Here is a 24,734-nt window from a genome sequence, read left to right as displayed (position 1 = left end):
CCATGCTTCGAAGCAGCATGAACCTTGAATCCATCCTACAGGATTTTTATTTTATATATATTTATAGATGATATCGGTTGAGTGTCGGTATTAGATAATAGTACTCTTTGCCAAAATATACGGGTTGGACGGGTCGCCGATCAGCGTCTGGCCGCCGCTTAGCTTCACATCTTTGTCGAGAATAACGTTCTCCAGAACGGCGCCTTCTCCGATGTAGCATTTTTGCATAATAATAGAGCCTTTAATTTTGGCACCCTTCGCCACATGCACCCCACGGAACAGGATGCTGTCTTCCACTTCCCCGCCTACAATACAGCCGTTTGCAAGTAAGGAATGCTTCACCTCAGCGGTGTCCAAATATTTGGCCGGAGCCTCATACTTAATCTTGGTCTGAACAGGCTGTTCCTTGAACAGTTGTTCATATAGTCCGCTATTTAACAATTCCAGACTGTTGCGGTAATAGCTGTCGATTGAATTAATCACGGCATGATAGCCATCATAGGCATATGCAGCAATGTTCAAGCCATCCGGGTTTTTCTGGATTACATCACGGAAGAAATGGCTTTCTCCATGAGCGATGCAGCGCTGCACCTGGCGCAGGAACAGTTCTTTTTCCATAATGAAAATTTCTGTATATATATTCGGGTGATCGGCGCTTTGGTGAATGTCCACCACATTGCCGTTCCCGTCATCTTCAACTTTGACACAGGCGTCATGCTCAGGCAGAAGTTGATCCACTTTTTTGCAAACCAATGTCACATCCGCGCCTTTGCTTATATGGTACCTGTACACATCCTGCAGATCTGCTTTGGTCACGTGCCGACTGCCTGCATGAACGACATATTGGCCGGAACCCCGACGAAAGAAATCGAGATTATTGTGAAAATGCTGCAAATCCCCTTGTGACGTATCGGTTGGATCGTTCCAGTCCGGGGGCAGAATAAACATGCCTCCATGCTTGCGATCCAGATCCCACGGCTTACCGTCTCCCAGATGATCCATGAGTGAACGATACTTCCGACGGACAAATACGCCGATACTCTCAATGCCAGCATTCATCATATTGGACAATACAAAATCAATCAGACGGTAGCGCCCGGCATATGGCACCGCGGCTCCGCAGCGAAAGTACGTCAATTCCTTCAATTCCTCAAGCTCATGGTCAAGGTTAATAACTCCGATCAATGGTTTCATCGCATGCACCGTCCTTTGGGGTTAGATTAGGCTTTGCTTGTCATTCCCTCGTGAAGCTGACGTTCCAGTTCTTCCTGATCAACCAGTAATATATCACTTTCATCCTCAGGGGCAGGCGACAGATGTACTCCATCCGGAATCACCAGTCCTTCGGCAATAATAGCTTTGTGGATGCGTACATGTTGTCCGATCTTCACTTTTGGCATGATCACTGAATCCGTGACTGAGCTATTCTCACCCACCTCAATCCCGTAGAACAGCACCGAGTGATTAACCTCACCATGTACAACACTACCTTCACTGATGATGCAGTTCCGCACCTTCGCAGAAGGTGAAATATATTGCGCAGGCTGATTGGGGTTACGGGTAAAGATACGCCAGTCGGGGTCGTTCAGATTAAACGGCGTCTCCTCATCCAGCAGATCCATATTGGATTCCCACAGACTGCGGATCGTACCTACATCCTTCCAATACCCCTCAAACGGGTAGGCGTATAGTGATTTTTCATTTTCAAGCAACAAGGGAATGATATCTTTGCCAAAATCGTAGGAGGTGGATGCCTGTTGTTCGTCCTGGATCAGGAAGCGTTTCAGCACATCCCACTTGAAGAGATAAATACCCATGGAAGCAAGCGTACTCTTGGGTTCAGGAGGTTTTTCTTCGAATTCATAGATGCGATAATCATCGTGGGTGTTGAGCAACCCGAACCGGCTGGCTTCTTCCAACGGAACGTCAACGACCGATATGGTGCAATCTGCATCCTTTTCCTTATGGTATTGAAGCATTTTCTCGTAATCCATTTTATAGATATGATCCCCTGACAAGATGAGCACATGCTCAGGATCGAATTGTTCGATAAAATTCAGGTTCCGGTAGATTGCATCCGCCGTACCTCGGTACCAGTTACTGCCGTCTTCACGTTCATGAGGAGGAAGCACATATACCCCGCCATTTTTCCGATCCAGATCCCAATCGCTGCCAATGCCGATATATGAGTGCAGCACCAGAGGTTCGTATTGGGTTAACACACCGACCGTGTCGATGCCTGAATTGGAGCAGTTACTAAGTGGAAAATCAATGATACGATAAGTTCCGCCAAAATAAACAGCGGGCTTGGCCAGTGATTTGGTCAATCCCTTTAACCTTTTGCCTTGCCCTCCAGCGAGCAGCATCGCTACAACTTCTTTTTTTGCCATCATTACAGCCTCCTCCATGTGCATTCGTTCTGATTCATTTCAGAGCCCATAATCCGATATGTTGTTGTGTGGACACTTTTGTCATGATTAGGAGCATGCTGTACAGACTGTGTTCCATCGAAATTGCAGCCGAACGTCATTCTTGTAGTGTCTGAAAGTAGATGATACATGCAGAATTGCCTGAACTTGTTGTGTAGAGGTGATAGGTGGATGTACAAATTAAGGTGTACCCCGTGAAAAATGCAATACACGACTCCTATATAACATTAAACACGAAACGGGTTGAGGAATCTTGCTGGAAAACTTCGACAAAAGTATAAGTGGATATCACTCCCTCCCTTATGCCGCTGTTATTAAATATTGTATTCGATAATAGGTCTTCAAAATCCTTTTGTTTTGCCCTTAACATTAACTGGAAAAATAAGTAATTAAATTTTAAAAATATATGATAAAAAAGCCGAGATCCCTCCCGGCCTATTTCTCCTTTTATCCGCTGGATGCTCTCATCCCCATCCTTGTTTCCCAGCAGGGCTTTCCATTCCATTATACGAAATTGCTATGATACTCTATATAATTTTACGGAACAGCTCCATCACTTCTTCCTTGGAGGGTTCATATGGATTGCTTGGTGCACAGGCATCTTTCATGGCGTTATCCGCCAGCAATTCAACATCAGGGTCTTTCACACCCAATTCAGACAGCTTCTCAGGAATGCCAACCTCTTTGGAAAGTTGACGAATGGCCTCAATCACGTAATCGGAGCATTCCTCATCACTTCTGCCCTTCACGTCCATACCGATCGCTTTGGCAATATGCCGGAATTTACCGGGTACATGCTTGGCATTCATCTCTTCTACATAAGGAAGCAACATCGCGTTACATACCCCATGTGGCAGATCGTAGACTCCCCCAAGCTGGTGAGCCATCGCATGAACGTAGCCCAAGCCCGCATTGTTAAAAGCAATCCCACCAAGAAAACACGCATAAGTCATATGCTCTCTTGCCTCCAGATCACTGCCATCCTTAACGGCTCTGGGTAAATATTCAAAGATCAGCTCAACGGCTGCTGCCGCTGTAGCGCTCGTTACAGTAAAACCACCAGGCGTCACCATGGCCTCAACCGCATGGGTCAACGCATCCATGCCTGTGGCCGCAGTAAGACTGGCAGGCTTGCTCAGCATCAGTTCCGGGTCATTCACCGACAGGTCGACGAGACTGTTTCGATCCACCATTACCATTTTCACCTTGCGTTCCTCATCTGTAATCACGTAATTCATAGTCACCTCACTCGACGTGCCCGCTGTTGTGTTAATCGCAACTAGCGGCACGGACTTGTGTTTCGATTGATGTAATCCTTCATATTCACGGATATGTCCACCATTGGTTGCTACAATGCCGATACCTTTGGCCGCATCCTGCGGTGAACCTCCGCCTATCGATATAATGGCGTCACAGCCATGATCCTGAAATACTTGAAGTCCGTCATGTACATTCTGACAGGTCGGATTGGGCTGAACCTCATCATATATCACATAGTCTAACCCTGATTTTCTTAGTATAGACAGCACTTGTTCAGCAACGCCGCAAGAGATCAATTGACGATCACTTACGACAAGCGCCTTGTGAATCCCCATATTCTGTATCAACTTGCCTGCTTCCTGTAAACACCCTCTGCCCATCAAGTTCACGGGCGGAACATAATAAGCGTGTGTTGCCATCTGAACCAGCCTCCTGTTACCCCTGATTTACTGTCTTTATTGTAACTGAATCCGTTTTCAGATATAGTGAAATAAATCACAACCAAGTTGATAAATGTTTCATCTGGACGAATTCATCCAATGATTGTGACTGCTCTTCAACAGCTGGCTCATCAGCGCTTGAAAAGAAAAACAAGTTGATCTTGGATTCACAAATCAAATCGAAAAACAGGGGCTATCCCAGGTCATTTTTCATGACTTCTGGGACAGCCCCTGCAAATCTTCAACATGCAAAAAACGTTTAACGAACCCGGTACACTTTAATTCGTTCAATCTTCATCATTCACAATCCAGAAGCTCCTGAATCGGCATGTAATAGACGGGATAGGGTCTGCCTTGATCGAAACCAAGCTTGCCAGCTATTGCAATGGAATCATGACGAAAATCCTCTGTCGTCCAATGTGGAACACAATTCCTTTCCAGAACGAGTTGCACATAAGTGCTTGCCATGGCCGAAGCCAGACCCTTGCCCCGGTGTATCGGATCGTAGGTATTGATACCTGTTTCGTGGTGAATGCCACTGACAAACACCGAGATACACGTACCTACAACCTGCCCTTTATAAACCGTACATGTGCCTGCTCCGTATCGGAAGAAGTCCTCCACTGAATGCCAGAATTTCAAAATTTCATGCTCAATGATACCACTTTTGTCCTCTACCAATACAGCTTGGTCGATAACTTGAAGCTCATATCCAGGAGTAACGAACAAGGAGCTGGAACTGTGTTCCCGCCACTGTTCATACTTCGCAAGATTGAATTGAAAAGGAACCCGCACCCCTTCTCGCAAACGCCCATTAAACATGTGATGCAGAACTGGAGCCCAGTCTGAACCTGGGTCGGGGTACACTTCAAGATTCAGCATGTCTTCGCCAGCACCTAACGCCTCAGGGAAAAGCTCCTGAACGAGTACCTCTCTGACAAGACTGTTGAACTGTTCATTATCCGATCTTCCGATCAGATAGAACATTTCATTTTTTGCCCAGATCAGTGCACTTTTTGGAGCATAAAGCCGGTCTGCATAGACGCGTCCGCATTGAAGCCCAGCAAGCACTCCACCCATGACCACATGCCCGTTCGTACCCGAGATGAAGGGTGTCAATTGATTCCTTTGGGACGGTTGATTCAGTAAAACCAACATGGTATAACCTCGCATTCTTTGTATAGGGTGGGTAAATGAATACATTCAAATCCGCCCTGCCTCAGAATGCGATAACGTCTGGTCTATTCCTCGTTCCCTTTCACCTCTTCGACCTTTATTTTTATTGAACTAGAGTATATTTACCCTTGCCACTCCTATGACAGAACAACCTTTCGATCGCTGTTATCCCCAGATTTTTTTGATTCCCTCTTTAAAGGGAAAATCCGGGGATAAAGGCGAACGCTCCGCTTCTTCAGGTTATTTCTGTCCTCTGCGTTATCGTGTAAAGTTTAGTTCAATATATATAGCTTACAACGCCTTATCGTCTACTCCATCCAACCAGGCTTCAATATCACCGATGACGGAGGATACGCAGCCGTCTTCAAACGGAGAATTCAACCCAGCCAGTTCGACTAATCCTGTGAAGGACAGGCTACCTCCGGCTTTACACAATGTCAGGTAGTCAGCCCATGCGGACTTCATATCCTGGTTGCTGCGTTTCCAGAACTGGAACGCACAGATTTGTGCCAGTGTGTAGTCAATGTAATAGAAAGGCGACGAGAAGATGTGACCCTGCTTATGCCAGAATCCGCCTTGTTCCAGATAGGCGTTATCCTTGTAATTGATATGCGGCAGATAAGTCTTCTCAATGTTGCGCCAAGCCTGCTTGCGCTCCGCTGGTGTTGCATCCGGATTTGCATAGACAAAATGCTGGAATTCATCGACAGCTACACCGTAAGGAATGAAGAGCAATCCGGAAGACAGGTGATCAAACTTGTATTTGTCCGTATCTTCCTTGAAGAATAATTCCATCCAAGGCCAAGTGAAGAATTCCATGCTCATGGAATGAATCTCTGCGGATTCATACGTCGGCCAATTGTATTCAGGCACTTCGAAGTGACGACTCTCATATACCTGGAACGCGTGACCCGCTTCATGCGTCAATACGTCGATATCGCCCGATGTACCGTTAAAGTTGGAGAAAATAAACGGTACTTTGTAATCGTTCAGGAAGGTACAATATCCCCCGCCCTGCTTGCCTTTTTTGCTCACCAAGTCCATCAATTCATTGTCGGTCATCATTTGGAAAAACGTATCCGTTTCCGGTGACAATTCAGCGTACATTTTCTTACCATTGTCAATGATCCAGTCGGCATCACCTTTAGGTGTCGGGTTCCCCGTCTTGAAGCTAAATCCTTGATCGTAATAATAGAGGGTATCCACATCAATCCGGCTGCGCTGACGCTCTCTGAGCTTCGTAGCTACAGGCACGATATAATCACGGACTTGCGCTCTGAAATTGGACACCATCTCCGCGTTGTAATCCGTACGGTTCATACGGTCATAGCCGAGCTCCACATACGATGGATATCCCAGCTTCTTCGCGATTTGCGTACGTACTTTCACCAATTCGTCGTAAATTCGATCGAATTCAGCTTCATGTTCAGCCATAAACGTATATCTTGCTTCCGATGCGCGTTCCCGCATAGAACGATCCGTGGACAACTCAAAAGGGTGCAGCTGCGGTAATGTGCGTTCTTCCCCTTCAAACGGAATTTTGGCCGAAGCAATCAGTTGGTTGTATTCGGTAGAAAGTTTGTTCTCTTTCTGAAGGTCTTCGATAATTTCCGGGCTGAAAGTCTTCAGGGACAGATCTGCCAGCTGGAATAACTGCGAACCCCATTTTTGTTCCAGTTCAGCACGGAATTTGGAGTTCACCAATGCCCGATAATAATCGGTAATGTATTCTTGAATGATCGGAGAGCTTTCATCCAGAAATTCGTTTTCTGCTTTATAGAACGTATCATTGGTATCAATGGAATGACGGATGTAGACCAATTGTGCCTGAGTCTCAAAATCACTGCGCAGCGCGTTAATTTTGTCCATATATCCACTCTGCTCTTCAACCGTAATCGCAGCTTCAAAACCACTCAGAAGCTCACGGAATGACGTTTTGATTTGTTCCAGATCGGGACGTGTATACGTATACTCACTAAATTTCATTTATGTACACCCTTTCCTATTAGGCATATTTCGGGATTCCCCGAGTTGAACTAAACCCTATTATACAAAAGAGCAGCCTAAAAATCCCATCTTTACGAAAAATATTTGTCCATCGGTCAAATGGAACAACATCACTCGTCACATATATTACGCTTGAATGTCAGGTATAACATGCATGTAAAAGATGCTGCATCAGCCGGGAATGGATCTCCCTTCGAGCAGCATCTCATTGAATCAGGAATAATGCGTGATAAATGGAGCCGTTACTGAACGTTTACATACCAATTGGAGTAATTGATCTGGCCGCTGCCTTTCGTAATTTCGGTTCCATATTCAACACTGCTGACATATTTGCTGTTGGTGAAGTAACTTTTGGAGATCAGATAATCGGTGAAATTTTTGACGTTGATGCTAAAGTTGTTGGGGGATTGAGACTTTTTGAGGAACGAGTATACCCACCATTGATGCACCCCATTGTCGGTAATTTCGCCACGATATAGATCATAGGTCTGTCCACCAATGGATACATCCGTAAATACTTTGGAACCAATGGGTCCTACACCGGAAGTCCATTCGTTCCAGATCATAATTTCTTCGGTCGGTGTACTTGACCAGGTCGCATTCCCGATGTCATGCAGCCAGATATCATACGCATTATTATATTCTCCATTGGTGTTGGACGCCTTAGAATAACCTACTCCGGTATTGATACTTTTGTTTGCAGACAAACGTGTTGGCAGCCCACTGCCTGGTGTATAGCCCTCTGTCCAGTGCCAGCCGCTGACAAGAGAAGGATAGGCTTTGACTCCACCAGACGTTGTTGGCCAGTTCCAAACGTAACCCAGATCTGTATTACTGTTCACATACACGGACTGGGACCACCCACTGACACTCGAACTTCCCCAGCTATTGTTGAATATATAATACTTGTTGTTGCTGAAATTAAGTTTGGCATACGCTGTAGAATCCGATGCTGCGCTGGCTGTAATTGGAACGGCCGCAATCAGTAATGACATAACCAGCAGCATCCATGCTTTCTTGCCTGATCTTTTTTTCAACTTCAAACTCATAATGTTAGCCTCCCGTAAATTTTATTGTAAACGCTTACAACAGTAAGTGTAAAACATTTCCATGTACAAGCATACCACTTAAATCCGACATTATTTCATGCTATTTTTAGACTTTTTGGGATTATATACAAATAAGCCCACCTCGCAATACGTTACGAAGTCAGCTTATAAGCTTGTCTTTTCATGTTTCTTTTATAATCTTAGTGTTGATCGTTGTCCATAATCTTATAGAACCAGCCCATTCCGAGCATTCCCACAACCATAATAATCCCCATAATAATGATGTATGTCATGAATGTAACCCCCCTGCTCCGTTTTTCTTCACACTACTACCAGTTTACACGGTGAAACCCCTTTTGAGTTGACTGAACATTGACAAAAATACGAAATCTTCATTCTCACTCCATAATATTGTGTCCTTTTTCATTGTAATTTCAATCGTAATATCGCTAATTCAACAGATTTGCATTGATATTTGATTTTTCCACCTTGCTCTTGTAGGGTACAAAGTTTCATCCGTCATACTTACGGTGTATACTATACTTCTATGAAATGGAATTGGATTATACGCAGAAAGGTTTGAACTGAATGTCGACTCGCATACCCTATTATCGTCAGCTATTATTCGCTTTTTTACTTACTCTTATGCTGTCTATCCTATCCGCCTGTGCTGATGGTGAAGCTCATGTCACGGTCAATATGGACGGTTCATCGGATCTGGATCTGAATCTCAGCGTAACCGACTCTGCTCTGGGAATGATGGGACAAGACAATCTCATGACATTGCTCGCAGATTCGTTGAAAAAGAATAATTTCCAGGCTGAAGTCTCGGACCAGGGAGATCGCACAGAACTCAAAGCGACGACCCATTATGAGAAAAGTAATACCGTCTCTACCTTCAGCACGTCGGATCTGCCTGATGGAATCCAGGTGGAGCAATCCACTACACCTGGTTTTTTCACTTCCAAATTGCATATAGCTGCGGAAGTAGACCTGCTGCAGACCGTTCCCGACGGTGAGGTCAAAGACCAAATTAACAAGGTGCCTGGATTTCTCAAAAACTTGCTGCTGAAAGATGTCAATTTTGATTTCAAGCTGACTCTTCCAATCAAGGCACAGGAATCCAATGCAGATCTGGTCGAAGATCATGGAAAAACTCTAATTTGGCACGTCTCCCCACTGGATACGAATAAGCTGGATTTAACCCTACAGGTCCCGAATATTCGGAATATCATTATTACGGGGGGCATTGCCTTGGTGCTATTCATTGCATTACTTATTTGGTTTATAGTCCGTCGCAGACGAACCAGAAAGGCGCGGAAAATATAACCACAGCTCAAGAAGCTCGGATGATATGACTACTATTTCACTTCCGACTTGCCAAACGGTGTTATGGATAGTAGAATACATCCGTACTGTGTGAACGGTTAAATTAACTATGGAATTGCTAAAGAGGTGACAGATTTCATGAATATCCGGGAATGCCCACTGCCTGGTATCGGAGTTAAGTACCAGTTTGATACAAAAAGCGGTAATAAGTTGGTCATTGTTGTCCACGAAGACGGACGCCGTGAATTGTTCTCGGTGGACCCAAGTGACAACGAAGAACTCACCCTAATTGCAGAACTGGAAGATGACGAGTGCGTAACCCTTTCGGGGTTAATCGGAGGATGGTCCTGACATCTGTGTCAGGCGATTAGATTAACAACACCGATGAAAGACGCAAATAACCTGCCCCTGAAATTTCAGGGCAGGTTATTTTTTTCGATAAGTTGCACTTGGAGCTCATCAGCGCTCGTGCTTTGCTCGAATGAACGGAACCCATGTGTTTAATACACGACTAACTTCCGCAGAGCTGAACGGTTTACTGATAAAATCCTGCATGCCGCATCTCAGACAGGCTTCACGGTCGTTCGCCCCTGCAAAAGCGGTGATGGCAGCAATGACCGGGATTTCAGGATGGGTTTGCCTAATTCTGCTGGTCGCTTCAATCCCATCCATAACGGGCATCTGGATGTCCATAAACAGAAGGTCGTATGATTCCCTTTCCAATGCTTCCACCGCTTCTGCACCGTTCTCCACGATATCACATACACCGCCGAGCTTCCGAAGCATTTCCTCCAGCAAATGACTGTTTAATGACTGATCCTCAACTATAAGTATTTTGATGCCCGCTGCCAGACTTGTTCGATCCAGCTTCAGGTCGTGATCAGCCACCTTTTCAATCCGATCCGTGGACTCATCTTGCCATCGTTCAAGTAACAAAGTGAAATGGAAATCTGCTCCCTCACCTGTCTCACTCTGTACACCAATGGCACCGCCCATCAGTTCCACCAGCTTCTTACTGATGGCCAGCCCGAGGCCCGTGCCTCCATATTTGCGATTGATAGCCGGATCAAGCTGAGAGAAGGACTGGAACAGTTGATGCTGCTTGTTGAACGGAATGCCAATCCCGGTATCTTTGACTGAAACTGACAAGAGAAGGTGATTCTCATCGTATAATCCCGCTGGCTTAACGTTCGCGTGAACCTGAATGCTTCCCTTCTCCGTGAATTTGACGGCATTGCCTACCAGATTAATTAAAATCTGACGAATCCGTGTTTCATCGCCTCTTACGCGTTCGGGAATCTGTTCGGACATTTCACAGTATAGTTCAATATTTTTTTCGGAAGCTCTAAGCGCGAATAGTTCCATGACCCCGCCAAGAAGGGCTTTGATATCAACTGGCTGGCGTTCGAGATCCATTTTACCTGCTTCAATCTTGCTGAAATCCAAAATTTCATTCAGAATATGCAGCAGTGATTCACCACTGTCGATGATAATATCGGCAAATCCGTTCTGCTCCTCATCCAGCTCTGTTTCTTTTAACAGATGAGCCATTCCCATGATTCCATTCAATGGTGTACGAAGCTCATGACTCATAATCGCCAGGAACTCTGACTTGGCCCGGTCCGCATGCTCTGCCACTTCCTTGGCACGAATGATGTCCTTCACCGATGTCATATCGCGAAAAACGAGTACAGCCCCACGATTGTCTCCCTGATCCATAATCGGTTTCAGTTGGAACTCCGCCAGAAAGCTGGAGCCATCCTGCTTCCAAAAGACTGACTCTGATCGCGGCAGGCTTCTCCCTTCACGTACCGCTTGCAGAATCGGATTACCATTGGACGGATAAGGAATACCCTCACTTTGCATTTGTAACATAATCTCTTCAAGTGGTTTTCCATTCATTTCAGACGGACAGAAATCCATCATCTGCGTTGCAATCGGATTGGCAAATATCAGGTTTCCGTTCTGATCCAGGCCAATAACTCCCTCAGACATGGCATTGAGAATCAATGCCCGTTCATTACTGAGATTTTCAATCTCCTCTACATACCTTTTGGACTCCGTAATATCACTGGTTATCCCATAGACGCCAACAACACGATTCTCGAGCAAAATCGGAACATTAATTACACTCGTTTCAATGCGCTGCCCGTCTTTGTGAATCAGCCCTACTTCATAGCGCTGTGCGTTTCCTTTTACAGTCTCTTCAAAGTGATACCTCGTCTTCTCCAGGTCCACCGGGTCAATGAGATGATCAAAGGGTCTGCTAAGAAGCTCCTCCCTGGTATGGCCTGTCAATTGCTCCTGTCCTGTGTTGGCCTTCAGCAAGTTTCCGTCCAAATCTAATGAAGCAACCCCTAGAGGGTTGCAGTCAAACAATGACTGGTATTCCTGAAGACTTAATTGCTGCTGCTTGCTCGCTGTAATATCACGGGTCACCGCGATTATTTCCTGCAGATTTCCCTGCTTGTCATATAGATACTGAGAGATGGTATCCGCCCATACAACCGAACCATCCTTATGCAGGAGCCGATAGCTGATTCGATCAGGGGCAAGGCCCTGAATTTGAGCAGCCACGTAAGCCTCGACCAGAGCCACATCGTTGGGGTGAATGCAGAACAGGCCAGATTGACCAATAACTTCTTCCGGATCATATCCCAACATGCTTGTGCTGGCTGGAGATACGTACTTGAACGTTCGTTCCGGATCGGCATGGTGTATGGCAATCAGGTCAAGCGAGGATTCAGCCAGTAATCTTGAGATTCGGCTGCTCTCCTCCAACTGCTCACGCTGTATAATCAGTCGATTCTCCGCGTCCTTCTGCTTCGAAATATCCGCTGCCTGAACAAGCAAATAAAGCGGCTCACCGCTCGGTTCATCCCTGACGATACAGGCTCTTACCGTCACCCACAGAAGAGAATCATCCTTGCGCTTAAGCCGCAGCTCGGTTTCATACATCAGACTTAATCCGTTGGTCATATCCCAGAAGTGGGATCTAAATTGCCCCATTTCCACGTCTTCCTCATAAATCATATGTACGAGAGGGGCGTTAATCAATTCATCTTCACTGAATCCCAACATCTCGCAAAATGCCGGATTAAGCTGGAGCCAACGTCCGTTCACATGCGAGGCAACAGCAATGCCGATCGGTGCATGTGTGTATAACTGTTCGAACAGAGAGCGATTCTCTGCAATTAGATTCGACACCGCATATCCTCCTTTATTAGGAATCTGAATATATTCCGTATGAACAGATCGACCTGAACATAACTTCATCTATAAGAGTAGTACCCCAAATGTAATGATTTATAAACGAGTTGAACAAAAAATCCAGGCCATAATCGACATTCTTATCGTGTGTTCATGCTGTCTGCACCTGCAGACATACAAAACCGCACAACTGGCGTCATATACTACAGAATAACGCGTGCATCCCCGTTTGTACAAGGCTGAACATCCCAATGATACTGGAGGTTATGAATATGATTATTGTTGCGAATCAACCGATTGAGCTGGTGCGTTCGGATTGGTCTGCTTTTGCATGGCACTGGTTACAGCAACTACAGAACAGTCCCACAGTATACACCTATCAATCCATGGATCATCTTCACTTTGAATGGACACTGCGGGAGTCTCTGGTTGATGCAGCGGAAGCACTGGATCGTAGTGGTGTCAGCTTCGCCTCATTCGAGAAATCCAGGTGTAACCCGGCCTATTGGAATCGAAATGCTCAAGGAGGCTTTGAGCTAAGGGGTGAGGTGACGCCTGCGCAGGGAATCCGGGACATTTGGAAGAATGGTCATTTGTATGCCTTTGAATGCGCAACAGCGACTGTAATTGTTCTGTATGGCGGTGTATTGAACAGCATTCGGGAAGATGATTTCAATTCCCTGTTTCGCAACCTGCTGCTCTATGACTGGCACTATGACAGCGATCTGCGATTAACGGAAAAGAACGGAAGTAACTCTGCGCTTCCTGGAGATGTATTGTACTTCAAAAATCCGGACGTTTCCCCTGAAACACCAGAGTGGCAGGGAGAGAATACCATTATGCTGCGTGAAAATTCATATTATGGACATGGAATCGGGATTGCAAGCGGGGAAGAAATCATTCGTTCATTGAACCAAAATCGTATTCCTGGAAGTACAGTTTCAGCCTATTTAATGGATACGGTCATTTATCCAGACTTTTTATATCTGTCCCGATATGCCAAGAACGGTAACAACGGAAATTCACAGACAGCCTCTTCTACCCCGGTCTTGCCGGGACAATTGTATGTGCGTATTGGCGGCAGCCGCTACTTGCGAACCTGACATAGCTTGAAGTGTATTGGTCATTAGAAGTTCGTTCAGCAGGGTTTAATGATATTCCATGCTTAAACCCCCGAGAAGCAGCAGGTCCACTGTTGCTTCTCGGGGGTTTTGGAGCAATTGGGACAGCCAGTTCATTAACGACTGGATAGCCCCACCGTTCCATTGTTAGTTAATTTCATTCATCGTTATTATTCAATGGGGTCCAATTGCACAACGACCTGTTTGCCGCTTACCTGAACCCCCGTCGTTTTACTGCCATACTCAGCCAGAGATTTGCATAGCTGTTCTGCCCATTCCTTGCCTGCTGTTCCTTCCTTGGCTCCATGCACCTGGATGACGAGCTTGACCGAGTCACCCTTCGTTAGGATGCGCTCTGCCTGAGATTGCTTGGTTTCCCGGTCGTGGTCTTCCATCTGCAGGTTCAGCCGAATCTCCTTCACTTTGCGTTTGTCGGGTGATTTCGCAGCTTTCTTCTTCTCTTGCTGCTTTTCCTGTCTCGCTGCACCAGCACCAATCAGTTTGCATGGCGGCGGGCTTATCATTAGAGACGTACAGATCAGATCCACTTTGTACTGCTTCGCAAGTGCGAGCGCATCACGGGTAGACATGATGCCCAGATCCTCACCGTTCAGGCCGGTCAGTTGGACCTCAGTCGCTTTAATCTTTTCATTTTTGATCATGGTACATCCTCCTCTACAACAAAAGCCTGTCCTGACCTATGACAGATCAAGAGCAGGCTTGGATGTTGTGAACTGAATATTCATCGTATATCTGGACGTAATGGTTATACGTCGGTTTTATGCGTCTTGTTCGTCTTACAACGAGTTGAAAGCTTCGGTCAGAACCGGTACAATTTGCGACTTGCGGGATACTACGCCTTTGAGCACCGCTCTGCTATCCGACAATGTTACATTGTATGCTTTCTCTACAGCTTGAGTGGAAGCACCATATGCCAATGCAACAGAATCGTTGTTCAGGATGTCCGTTACGACAAATACGAACAGGTCGAGACCTTTGCTGGAAATAATCGCTTCAATCGCTGCTTCAAGCTCAGGTTGCTTCACAAGCACATCATTCACGTCAACCGCGTTCACTTGTGCAATTTCCACTTTAGCTTGACCCATTACGAATTCTTTGGCATCCAGGGAAATCAGTTCAGCAATCGTTTTCTGGCTCAGATCCGCGCCCGCTTTCAGCATATCCAGACCATAGCTGTCTGCATCCACACCAGCAATGGCAGCCAGTTCACTTGCAGCTGCTACATCCTGCTCTGTGCATGTTGGGGATTTGAACAACAGGGAATCCGAAATAATCGCGGACAGCATCAAACCAGCAATCGGTGCGCTGATTTCCACGCCGTTTTCTTTGTACAATTTATTCAAAATGGTTGCTGTACAACCTACAGGTTCTGCACGGAAATACAAAGGCTGGCTTGTCTCAAAGTTAGCGATCCGGTGGTGGTCGATAACTTCAACAACCGTCACTTCTTCAATATCGCTGACACTTTGTTGACGTTCGTTGTGGTCAACCAGGATGACCTTGTTTACTTCATTGGCTGCTGTTTTAATCAGACGTGGCGCTGCCACTTTGAATTGGTCCAATGCATATTGAGTTTCGCCGTTAACTTCGCCGAGTCGAACAGCCTCAACGTCTTGACCCAATTTTGTTTTCAAGTCTGCATAGGCAATGGCCGAGCAGATCGTATCCGTATCGGGATTTTTGTGACCGAAGATTAATGCTTTTTCCATATTAATAGCCCTCCGTCAATTCTGATTTAGATGAATAAAATGTAATGTTTCAATCATACCCTTACTGATTATAGCGTTAATAAGGCTTAATTCCAATCCCTTTACAGCGAATTAATTACAAAATCATGTCAAGGTCTTGCCTTTATACTCACATTGAGCACAAATTCTGTTCCGCCCTTTCGATAGCTTCAGTTAGGCTTATGTACGGATTATCATTCCGAAAACGAATGCACAACTCTGCCGTCCCCCCAGCTCCGATCCATTGCCGGTATGTATACCAATCCACATTCTCCAGAAAGTAAAAAGTCAGAGCTTCAATCGGATTTATTTTATACTTTTGTTTAAGGTAATCTCTGGCATCGAGTCCTGCACCAAATACTCCGCCTTCAACTCATACAACAGTATAATATGCTATGTTCATTTATATCCAGAATCCGCTGGACAAACTCATTGCGTCGATCCAGAGTATTTAATATGATATGCATATCGCAGATTAACTCTTCGTCGTATATAGTGACACATAATTTCCTTAGAAGTTCTTCTACACTCAACTCGGAATCATACGGTGCCTGCTCCAAAATGATTGTCCAAGGATCACGATATCCAAAACCAAAAACTTCAATAGCATCTGTGATATGCTGACCAATTGTTCTCCATTTTCTTCCCAATGAATCTGTAATATGATAGAAATGAATGCCATCAGGTATAGCTGCCAACTCAGTCCAGGCTGGCTTTTTCCTAACAATATGTACTACAGCCTGTTGATTTACCATAGGTGTAACGTCTCTCATCCATCAATCCCCTCCACTTTAGGAGTCTGAAATTGAATTTCTAGTTCCAAGAACACGTTTTGCACTTTCATAGTGCAATTCATATTCCATATATATCATGTGCACTTTTAAAGTGCAACCATCTCCAACTAAAACTTTTAAATAATCTTGCTGGAGGATCACTATGGATTTCGATAAAATCACACTACACTGCAAACTCGATGAGATCTTGAAAAAGCACAACAACATGTCTGTCCTCAAATTGTCAGAAGAAATTGGACATCGTAGAACAACCATTATGGAACTGTTGCACAACACCAATATGGATAAGAAAAAGATTTCTGCATCCCTTATTGTGAAACTCTGTGTATACTTCGATATTACACCCAATGATTTATTTGAAATTCGCCGCGTGGATTAAATCTCGGGACCCTGACGGCTCTCTCCTCTTTTCACAAAAAAGACCTGTACACTTCCGTCTTCACTGATCTCCAGCAAGTTCAATCTAGCACCATAAGCACATCCACCATCAATGCCAATCTTGTCCCCGCTGGGGTCAAACCAGACACCTGGCTCGTTATGCAAATTTTTGACTGGCGTATGACCGAATACCACCGTCTCCTTGAGCGAGGTTGGTCTTGAATAGAATGGCTCCCGAATCCAAATGAAGTCACGCTCTGACTGGGTCCGCCAATCCTCCACCTCCGGATTAATTCCGGCATGTACAAAGATATAACCAGGAATTTCGTATACAAGGGGAAGCTGTTCCAAAAAACGAAGATGATGCTCATAGTGTGTACGCAGCCTATGCTTGGCTTCAGTATAAGCATCCCAGTCCAACTGCTCATGATCCAAAGAAACCTCGACATAGCTAGCCAGCGTCTGTAAACCACCATTGCGAATCCAGTGTTTGTCATACTCCTCGACATCATGGTTCAGCGCCTTGACCATCATGGCATCATGATTTCCTTTGATCGCAATAATGTTGTACTGCTCATGCATCTGCATGATCTGTTCCACGACCTCTTTGCTCTTCGGCCCGCGGTCGACATAATCACCTAACAAAATCAGCTCATCCTGCTTCGGATCGTATTCTGCCTGCTCAAGCAGAGCATTGAATTCATCGTAACAGCCATGAATATCACTAATGACACATCTGCGAATGTGAATCTCTCCTCTCCCTGATCACGCAAGAGTTAACCGGAACCTTGCATGGCAAGGCTCCAGCTAGTTCAGAATACTAATTCCCGTTCAGTATCAATTAATCCTGCTTTAAACCAAAGGCTTCCGCTATCAGACTGAATGAACGCAAACGATCTTCAAAGGAGTGAATCGCTGACGCAATAATAACCTCATCCGCTTCATAGCGTTCAGCCATTGCCGTAATTTTGTCCTTCACCTGATCCGGTGTACCCACGATGGAAAAAGAACGACGTTGACGGATCTGTTCCATCTCCATGGCCGTAAATGGATAGTTATTCACCGTTTCCAGGGATGGGAATGAGTTCTGCTCCAGACCCCGCCCAAGCCGCAGGAAGAAGAGTTCATTGCTGCGAGCCAGTTCAGCAGCCGCTTCCTCAGTCTCCGCGCAGAATGCCGACACCGCAATCATGGAATGGGGTTGGTCATTCAGGATGGATGGCTTGAAATGTCTGCGATAATGCTTCATCGCTTCCTCTCCACCCGGCGTTCCGAAAAATTGGGCAAACGCATAAGCGGTCCCTTGTGCCGCAGCAATTCGTGCACCTTCGGAACTGGAGCCGAGCAGCCACACTTCGGGAACAGTGGGTACGGATGGTCCAGCTACTAGGGAAGCAAATCGATGATCCTCCGGCAGCTGTTCATGAAAATACCCACCCAGATCGGCAATTTGCTGCGGGAAGAATTGTACATTCGATGACTTTCCTTCATTCAGGGCTCTGCTTGCAATAGGCATTCCCCCTGGTGCTCTGCCAATTCCAAGGTCGATTCGGCCGGGGTGCAGCGCTTCCAGCAAACGAAAATTCTCGGCGACTTTATATGCACTGTAATGAGGCAGCATCACGCCACCTGAACCTACCCGAATTCGATCTGTATGTGCTGCAACGTGCGCAATCATAACTTCCGGACTGGAAAATGACAGTGCCCCGCTGCCGTGATGCTCCGACATCCAGAAGCGGGAGAAGCCCAGCTCATCTGCATGCTTGGCAAGAGTTACGGTTTCCTGAAGGGTATCCTGTACCGTCCGTCCTTCATTAATATGTCCATGTTCTAGTACACTAAGTTTCATCTATATTCATTCCTTTCGTTATCTGCGTTAATGGCTGCAGCTTCCATTGTAACATTATTAATTACAGTTTCAAAGAACATCTCCTTTTCATTACACGTTTAGGATGTACAATGAATAAACAAATAACGCCACCAGCTCCTGAGCCAGTGACGTTATGGTGTTTCATACATAAAAAATTTAATTACGGTGCACGTTTGGGCAGCAGCTTCACATACTCGTCAGATAGCTTCATCAAGCTGAGCACGTGTTCATAATCCGAACGGTACGGCTCCAAATCCGTGACGGGTTCATACGTTTTTAACGAGTAGGCTGTTCCATCATCAAAGCCCGCACCCGGAATAAACATAATGTCATTATTCACAAATGAACCTGTCGGCAAGTAATACCGGATACCGAACGCATTGTGGTCCATGTTAAGTAGATCGTGACCAAAGGCTGTAAATTTCTCTTCCTTCAAGGAAACTCCCATCAGGTTCAACACCGTTGGCATGATATCCAACTGACCGCCAGGCTGTTCAATGACTTGCCCTTTTGCCTGTTTTGGCGTATGGATCAAGAGCGGGATGTTGAAACGACTTACATTACCGTCATATGGCACGCCCAGATTGGTCTGAATTTGCTGTGTAATCTCATCGTTTGCTGGCAAACCGAAATGGTCCCCGTATATCACAAGTGTTGTGTTATCCCATAATCCGTTCGCCTTGAGGTCATTGATCAACTGACCTACCGCATAGTCCGTATAATTGATCGCTTGCAAGTAATCGTGCAGCAACGTATTGGTGATTGTGGCCGGGATGGTAATTCTAGCTCGGTCCGCAGGAACCGTAAACGGCGAGTGGCTGGATGCTGTAATGAACTGCGCATAGAATGGCTGATTAGCAGCCTGATGTGCAGTCATTTTTTCCATACCAACACGATATAGCTCCTCATCCGATGGTCCAAAATCATTAAACTTATCATTCTCGAAGCTGGGCTTGTCGAAATACCGATTGAATCCAAGTGCCGGATACATTTTGTTTCGGTTCCAGAAGGTGACGTCATTTACGTGGAACGTCTCCGACTCATATCCTTTTTTACCAAGCAGTTTTGGCAGACTTGGCAAATTACGGTCACTATACCCTGCTGACATGGGTACAACCCCGGTTGGATAGATGGAGGTGTTCGACATAAACTCGGCATCCGACGTGTTTCCCTGTCCGATCTGCTGGAAAAAATGAGAAAAATAATAGCTTTCTTTAGCCAGATCATTCAGAACCGGAGTTAATACCTGACCGTCCAGGGAAGCATTAATCGGGAAATTTTGAAATGACTCCAGTTGGAGGACAATCAGATTGCTTCCCTTGGCCTGACCAAAATATTTGGCTTTAATAGCCGTGCCCTGACTGGACTTCTCCTGGTACGGATACTTGCTAACCAGTTGATTAATCTTCTCGATCGTTTCATTAATGTTGCCATTCGCAATAGCTTCATTCTCTTTGCTCGTCAGAATCGCTGATGACACCTGATAATTCAGAAAACCGAGATTTTCGGCGCGAACGAGTTCATTATCAATCGTTTCCCCTTTGACAATGAAACTGCCTGACAGCGTGATGCAGAACGCAGCGGTCAGGGCTACTCCCAACTTGCCCCAATACCGTCTCCGGCTTCTGCCGAAATGGAGTCCACTGTCGCGATAGCTGCTGTTACGACCTGAGGTACGACGACTGCGGAGGATAAACCATACCGGTACAGCCAGTACGATGTCCACAAAAAACAGGAAGTGCTCCGGTCGTACCAAAGGTCCGATACTTCCTCTCACCTGAGCAACCTGGCCGATCTCGCTCAGTGCCGTATATGTGGGAACCGAACTGAAATGTACGTTATAGAGTGTCGCCGCGAATAATACCAGCGAGAACAACACATTGAAACCTCCGTACACTGCACGCTTCCAGCCTTTTGGCACGATCAGATCGAGGATACATACCACGGTCAGGGCCCCCAATGCGTCAGTAACGAAACCGATGCCGGACAGTCCCTGGAAAAAGAAATACCGCAAAAGCGACAACTTCAGCAGCATAAGAATAAATAACACGATAAATAAGGTCCGTGATGAGGTCCGCTCATTTTTGGAATTAAACATGGTCGCTTTCAACCCTTATCTGAAATTTTTACGTTCCTTTTACAAAACGCATATTTCAGTATAACAGTTTTAAGGTTGGTATTCCATGAGGGGATATGGAAATGTTACGCAATCGTCGATATATCGCCATCCTGCCTGTTTTCGTTTGGGTCCTGCTTCTGAGCAAGGAGTGCCGCCTGTGCGGCAGCGATACGGGCAAGCGGTACCTGTTCTGGCAGACAGCTCACATAATCCAGACCAATCCGGTGGCAAAAAGCAATGGAAGCCGGATCGGCTGCATTCTCGCCACAGATGCCTGCTTTTAGATGAGGTTTTCGAATTCGGCCCTGAACGAGAGCCATCTCCACCAATTGCCCCACTCCGTCGATATCCAGTACCTGAAATGGATTGCTGGGCAGTGAGCGTTGTGACTCAATAAAATGAAGGAATGGCTTCTCCGTATTATGACGGCTGTAACCAAACGTCATCTGTGTCAGCTCATCGGTGCCAAACGAGAAGAAGTCCGCATGACGGGCGATAGGAGCTGCGGTCAGTGCTGCTCGAGGAACTTCAATCCGTGCTCCCACTCTGTAAAGACAGTGACGCTTCTCCTCTCCAAGCACCTGGTCCGCTACATGATCCACCAGATCTCTCATGACTTGAAGTTCATTGGCATTGCCCACCAAAGGAATCATAATCTCAGGCCGCACCCATAACCCTTGGCGGATGCCCTTCACCGCTGCACGAAAAATGGCTTCAAGCTGCATATCGTAGATTTCCGGGAATACAGTTCCCAGTCGACAGTCCTGCTGTCCTAGCAACGGATATTGTTCATGCAATTCCAGGACCCTGCGAATGACACGCTCAAGCTCCTGCACTTCGGTGTTATTTTCCTCTAATTTCCTGAGAGCCAACTGCTCACGTCGTTCTTTTAACCTTTCAATATCAGGCAGCAGCTCATGCAGCGGCGGATCAAGCAATCGAATGGTTACCGGATAACCATCCATCGCTTCGAAGAGTTGTTCAAAATCAGCCTGTTGCATCGGCAACAGACGTTCCAGTCCACGTTTGCGCTCTGCTTCGCTGTCTGCCAGAATCATTTTCTGTACAAAAGGAAATCTCGAAGCAGACAACAACAGTTGTTCTGTCCGACACAATCCAATGCCCTCAGCCCCTAACGAACGGGCCTTTACAGCGTCCTTTGGATGATCCACATTCGAAAGTATTGTAAGCCCCTTCATTTCATCTGCCCATTCAAGTAGGAGCTGTAACTCGGATGATAAATTTGAAGATGCTTTCAGCAATTCCGTCACATGCCAAGGCTGGATACGTAATATGGCATCCTCTTTGGTGATTACCTCTTCATCCACAAGATCTACAGTACTCCTCAGCATCGCCTGTGAGGTTAACCTTGCTTCAATAATTTCCACAAGATACAAGGTCCCAGAATCCACAACAAATTGAATCTCCTGTACTTCTCTCGTGTGGGACTCCAGATAACCGCAAGCATCCTGCAAAAGACCATACAGTTCAGACTCTTCATTCCGCAGTTGATCCAGTCCTTCATTCGAACGCCGAGAAGCATCAGTTGAAATGTAATCCCCTGTCATACCTCGTTCCCCGGTACCTGGATGACGAGAATATACCGTTCCGAACCCGCTGCGGTCACCACGCTCGCCATTGACCATCACCTGTATAAGAACAGCTGCTCCTTGAGTTTCATCGGAGAAATGAGAAGGATTACGAAGAAGTTCTTGTTGGGAGTTGGGTCTTATAACACGTTGTGAATCAGAAACTGCACGCATCACTTGTTTTAACTGTAACTGCACATCCTGAGGGAACGGATGACGTCCTCTCTCTTCTATTAAACGTTTATATTCCGCGATGGCGAATTCTAGATTCGCTTCATCGAGTATCGAGATGTCTTCCCATTTTTCTTCAAATAAGTCATACGGAATGTCGTACACCAGTTGACCATAATCTTGTAATAAAATTCGATAACAATTAAGGGCATACTGACGATCATTCGTTTGCTTAGCGAGCCCCTCAACCGTCACATCATTCAGTCCTACATGAAGCAAAGCATGGGATGCCGTATTACGGGAACTCGATTCACTTGACCGGACGGCAAGCAGCAGCGGTGTTAAGGAATCGCCGAAGAATTTGCCGGATTGCTGCTCAAGATGCTGAATTGCGCTGCCAATCTCTTGGGTTCCTTCAGCTGAAAGATGTGCAAGACGGGTACAGAACGCGCGACAGCCTTCCTCTGTTACAATGAACCCGGCCGGAATGGGCCAACCTGCCTGTAGCATCGCTGTAAGTCCAGCCCCTTTACTACCCATCAGCCCTTTCATCTCTGCCGTACCTTCTTCCAATAGAACTACCCGTTTCGTCATTACAGCGCTCCCATCTGCCATTACATGGCTGTGCTTAAAAGGCAATTCGGTCGCTTGAATTGTCCTTTATTTAATGGTATGTCGCAATGCGGCAGTCAAGGACATTTGCTTCCTCTTTTTGTGCTTGAATTGAAGTTGCATGGCGGGTGCTCATTTATGGTAATATAGAGCTTGACTCTATTTAAAAAGATGCATCCAAAGCCAAACTTGCTTCAACCACGATCCATTACGTATATAAGGAGTGTAAATCAATGTTTACTCAAGTCGGCCAAATTATGTTGTATGTAAACGATCAGGACAAGGCTCTTCAATTTTGGACGGAAAAAGCAGGTTTTCATGTCGTTTCCGAAGTCAATGGGAATGGCATGCGCTGGATTGAAATTGCGCCTGTGAAGGGTGCCCAAACCACCATCATCCTGCACGACAAGGAATTCATTGCCAAAATGTCCCCTGAATTAAATCTGGGCACACCATCTCTTATGCTTTTCACAGATAACCTCGATCAGCTTTACACTCACTTATCGGATAAAGAAGTTACCGTTGGCGAGATTATAACGATGCCTGGTGGCAGAGTATTCAACTTTGCAGATACTGAGAACAATTACTTCGCCGTTATGGAGAAAAAGTAAATATCGTAGCACAAAGGGTTATATCACACCAAAAAAAGCCTGTTCGGGTGAACAGGTTCTTTTATTTTTTTCATATTATTGCTAATCAAATTTGCACAGGTAACGCTAACAACATACTAGCTACTGTAATTCTAAAGAACCTACTACATATTTCGGGTTAAATGTCGCGTATTTTGCACTTCGATTCTTAATATAAAGTTCACCAATTGCAAGAGATGCTACTTCACATTCCCACTTATCTATTTGGTTCATCTAGGTAAGTAACATCTACCACTTTGACAATTTCTTGTTCTAATGGATCTTGACCTGTGGCTAGCAGGTATGCTGATGAGTTAACCGGGACATATTCTGAAACCAAAGCTTTTTTCACTTCAACTTTGCCTTCAGGACTCTTAATTTCGATTTCCTTTACTACTTCTGATGTTTTAATAAGAAGCTCATTAGAAGCCAACAGATTTGTGTCATGTTCATTCACCGTTACTTTTGATGCAACAGCTTTCTGACAACCGACAATTGTTAGTAAAAGAACCAAACTCAATGCTACGGACAGAAACCTTCTTGCTTTTGACAATAAAACCACCTCCACGATTTCTTGATCAAAATGATCCATTACAATTAATTGTTCCATAATTATACCAATGAAACCATGCTTTCCATGTAATTTTACATAAAATTTACAATTTTATATATCAATATCCATTATATGTTCACAATTTGCATTCAGTAACTATAATCAAGAAATCATAAAGAAAAAGTGAGAAAAGGAACACTCCAGTCATGTGCTGCTTCTGCAGCTGTGCGTTTCATTCTTGCTTGACTCA

General features: G+C 45.5%; 21 protein-coding genes. 5 read left to right on the top strand and 16 right to left on the bottom strand.

Going from position 1 to position 24,734, the window contains the following annotated elements; translation table 11 throughout:
- Positions 1-90: 90 nt before the first annotated feature.
- The 7 genes from glgD to P5G61_RS18965 form a co-directional block, all read right to left on the bottom strand.
- Positions 91-1,194: a glucose-1-phosphate adenylyltransferase subunit GlgD gene (glgD, locus tag P5G61_RS18995; RefSeq protein ID WP_024631848.1), complete on the bottom strand. Its 1,104-nt coding sequence runs from the start codon at positions 1,192-1,194 to the stop codon at positions 91-93.
- Between the two features lie 26 nt (positions 1,195-1,220).
- Complete coding sequence (locus tag P5G61_RS18990) at positions 1,221-2,390, bottom strand: glucose-1-phosphate adenylyltransferase (RefSeq protein WP_285077410.1); 1,170 nt, start codon at positions 2,388-2,390, stop codon at positions 1,221-1,223.
- Between the two features lie 256 nt (positions 2,391-2,646).
- Complete coding sequence (locus tag P5G61_RS18985) at positions 2,647-2,934, bottom strand: hypothetical protein (RefSeq protein WP_079344195.1); 288 nt, start codon at positions 2,932-2,934, stop codon at positions 2,647-2,649.
- A 22-nt stretch (positions 2,935-2,956) separates the two neighbouring features.
- Positions 2,957-4,108 (bottom strand): iron-containing alcohol dehydrogenase, encoded by a 1,152-nt coding sequence (locus P5G61_RS18980; RefSeq protein WP_301247945.1) that lies wholly within the window; start codon positions 4,106-4,108, stop codon positions 2,957-2,959.
- A gap of 318 nt (positions 4,109-4,426) precedes the next feature.
- A complete protein-coding gene (locus P5G61_RS18975; RefSeq protein WP_301247944.1) occupies positions 4,427-5,287 on the bottom strand; it encodes a GNAT family N-acetyltransferase in 861 nt (286 codons plus the stop codon).
- A gap of 309 nt (positions 5,288-5,596) precedes the next feature.
- The gene (locus tag P5G61_RS18970; protein ID WP_301247943.1) at positions 5,597-7,291 is read right to left on the bottom strand and encodes a M3 family oligoendopeptidase; all 1,695 of its coding nucleotides are present in this window, start codon (positions 7,289-7,291) and stop codon (positions 5,597-5,599) included.
- 263 nt (positions 7,292-7,554) lie between these two features.
- Positions 7,555-8,361: a glycoside hydrolase family 12 protein gene (locus P5G61_RS18965; RefSeq protein WP_301247942.1), complete on the bottom strand. Its 807-nt coding sequence runs from the start codon at positions 8,359-8,361 to the stop codon at positions 7,555-7,557.
- A gap of 588 nt (positions 8,362-8,949) precedes the next feature.
- Here P5G61_RS18965 and P5G61_RS18960 point away from each other — a divergent pair.
- A complete protein-coding gene (locus P5G61_RS18960) occupies positions 8,950-9,690 on the top strand; it encodes a hypothetical protein (protein ID WP_079344190.1) in 741 nt (246 codons plus the stop codon).
- A 138-nt stretch (positions 9,691-9,828) separates the two neighbouring features.
- Positions 9,829-10,041 carry a cation:proton antiporter regulatory subunit gene (locus P5G61_RS18955; RefSeq protein WP_029881135.1) on the top strand — a complete coding sequence of 71 codons (213 nt, stop codon included), beginning with the start codon at positions 9,829-9,831 and terminating at the stop codon, positions 10,039-10,041.
- Positions 10,042-10,149: 108 nt separating this feature from the next.
- Here the strand turns inward: P5G61_RS18955 and P5G61_RS18950 are convergent, their stop codons facing one another.
- Positions 10,150-12,897, bottom strand: a complete 2,748-nt coding sequence (locus tag P5G61_RS18950) for a PAS domain S-box protein (RefSeq protein ID WP_301247941.1) — start codon at positions 12,895-12,897, stop codon at positions 10,150-10,152.
- A 275-nt stretch (positions 12,898-13,172) separates the two neighbouring features.
- Here P5G61_RS18950 and P5G61_RS18945 point away from each other — a divergent pair, with 275 nt between their 5' ends.
- Entirely contained in the window at positions 13,173-14,003 is an 831-nt protein-coding gene (locus P5G61_RS18945; protein ID WP_079344188.1) for a protein-glutamine gamma-glutamyltransferase, read from the top strand.
- A 188-nt stretch (positions 14,004-14,191) separates the two neighbouring features.
- Here P5G61_RS18945 and infC read toward each other — a convergent pair whose 3' ends face one another.
- The 3 genes from infC to P5G61_RS18930 form a co-directional block, all read right to left on the bottom strand.
- Complete coding sequence (infC, locus tag P5G61_RS18940; protein WP_024631839.1) at positions 14,192-14,683, bottom strand: translation initiation factor IF-3; 492 nt, start codon at positions 14,681-14,683, stop codon at positions 14,192-14,194.
- Between the two features lie 135 nt (positions 14,684-14,818).
- Positions 14,819-15,751, bottom strand: a complete 933-nt coding sequence (locus P5G61_RS18935) for a manganese-dependent inorganic pyrophosphatase (RefSeq protein ID WP_301247940.1) — start codon at positions 15,749-15,751, stop codon at positions 14,819-14,821.
- A 386-nt stretch (positions 15,752-16,137) separates the two neighbouring features.
- Positions 16,138-16,524, bottom strand: coding sequence for a hypothetical protein (locus P5G61_RS18930; protein WP_301247938.1), 387 nt, complete (start codon positions 16,522-16,524; stop codon positions 16,138-16,140).
- Between the two features lie 181 nt (positions 16,525-16,705).
- Between P5G61_RS18930 and P5G61_RS18925 the strand changes: the two genes are divergently transcribed.
- Positions 16,706-16,942: a helix-turn-helix domain-containing protein gene (locus P5G61_RS18925; protein WP_301247937.1), complete on the top strand. Its 237-nt coding sequence runs from the start codon at positions 16,706-16,708 to the stop codon at positions 16,940-16,942.
- Here the strand turns inward: P5G61_RS18925 and P5G61_RS18920 are convergent.
- The 4 genes from P5G61_RS18920 to P5G61_RS18905 all read right to left on the bottom strand — a co-directional run bounded on the left by P5G61_RS18920 (position 16,939) and on the right by P5G61_RS18905 (position 23,284).
- On the bottom strand, positions 16,939-17,670 hold the full coding sequence (locus P5G61_RS18920) for a metallophosphoesterase family protein (protein WP_363325754.1): 732 nt from the start codon (positions 17,668-17,670) through the stop codon (positions 16,939-16,941). The two genes, P5G61_RS18925 and P5G61_RS18920, sit on opposite strands and share 4 nt — an antisense overlap.
- A 112-nt stretch (positions 17,671-17,782) precedes the next feature.
- Positions 17,783-18,790: an LLM class flavin-dependent oxidoreductase gene (locus P5G61_RS18915; protein WP_062324576.1), complete on the bottom strand. Its 1,008-nt coding sequence runs from the start codon at positions 18,788-18,790 to the stop codon at positions 17,783-17,785.
- Between the two features lie 181 nt (positions 18,791-18,971).
- On the bottom strand, positions 18,972-20,909 hold the full coding sequence (locus P5G61_RS18910; RefSeq protein WP_301247936.1) for an LTA synthase family protein: 1,938 nt from the start codon (positions 20,907-20,909) through the stop codon (positions 18,972-18,974).
- A 104-nt stretch (positions 20,910-21,013) separates the two neighbouring features.
- Positions 21,014-23,284, bottom strand: coding sequence for a putative PEP-binding protein (locus tag P5G61_RS18905; RefSeq protein ID WP_301247935.1), 2,271 nt, complete (start codon positions 23,282-23,284; stop codon positions 21,014-21,016).
- A 251-nt stretch (positions 23,285-23,535) separates the two neighbouring features.
- Between P5G61_RS18905 and P5G61_RS18900 the strand changes: the two genes are divergently transcribed.
- Positions 23,536-23,913: a VOC family protein gene (locus P5G61_RS18900; protein WP_301247934.1), complete on the top strand. Its 378-nt coding sequence runs from the start codon at positions 23,536-23,538 to the stop codon at positions 23,911-23,913.
- 235 nt (positions 23,914-24,148) lie between these two features.
- Here the strand turns inward: P5G61_RS18900 and P5G61_RS18895 are convergent, their stop codons facing one another.
- Positions 24,149-24,541, bottom strand: coding sequence for a hypothetical protein (locus tag P5G61_RS18895; RefSeq protein WP_301247933.1), 393 nt, complete (start codon positions 24,539-24,541; stop codon positions 24,149-24,151).
- Between the last annotated feature and the right edge of the window lie 193 nt (positions 24,542-24,734).

It is taken from the genome of Paenibacillus vandeheii, assembly GCF_030433635.1.
In the GTDB taxonomy this organism is placed as follows: domain Bacteria; phylum Bacillota; class Bacilli; order Paenibacillales; family Paenibacillaceae; genus Paenibacillus; species Paenibacillus vandeheii.
Note: the sequence above shows the minus strand (reverse complement) of the source record. Positions and strands in the feature narration are given on the sequence as shown.